This window comes from Neisseria sp. P0022.S010 (genome assembly GCF_051956635.1).
This window is the reverse complement of the sequence record NZ_JBQCXF010000935.1, coordinates 1-435: the sequence shown is the minus strand read 5'-3', so window position 1 is coordinate 435 and position 435 is coordinate 1. Positions and strand designations below refer to the sequence as shown.

The window sequence follows — 435 nt, the reverse complement described above, 5'->3', positions numbered from 1 at the left end:
TAATATTCCAAACTATAAGGACTATGATGATTTTGAATTCTATGTATCGGGAATTGATTCAGAGCTTGGAAAGAATATATCTGAAAGATATGATGAAATATATCCTAAACATTTTAATCTAACTGTAGAAAATAAGTCTTTTCTGGAAAGAAATTCAGATTTTTGCCTCGTTTTAAAGAGCACTCAAGAAGGTAAAAACATTGGTATATTTGGGGAGCTAGAAGGAAATTATGGTGAAAAATTATTTCAAGATAGTTTTTGGGAAGGAAAATCTGATTTTTGTGTGATTGGCATAGGAGCTGTAAATGGCAAAAATAAAGGATACTACTTAGAGAGCTATTTGTATCGTGGTCAATATCCTAAGTTGAATATATTATTTGAAAAAAGCAACCATATCATTCATGACTTTTATAGGGTTGTTAATGAGTTTGGATA

Annotated in this window: 1 protein-coding gene; it reads left to right on the top strand. The window is 29.9% G+C overall.

All coding sequences use genetic code 11. The annotated features are described in order from the left end of the window. On the top strand, positions 1-435 hold a 435-nt coding region (locus ACTHUT_RS22195), incomplete at both ends, for a hypothetical protein (protein WP_440419976.1).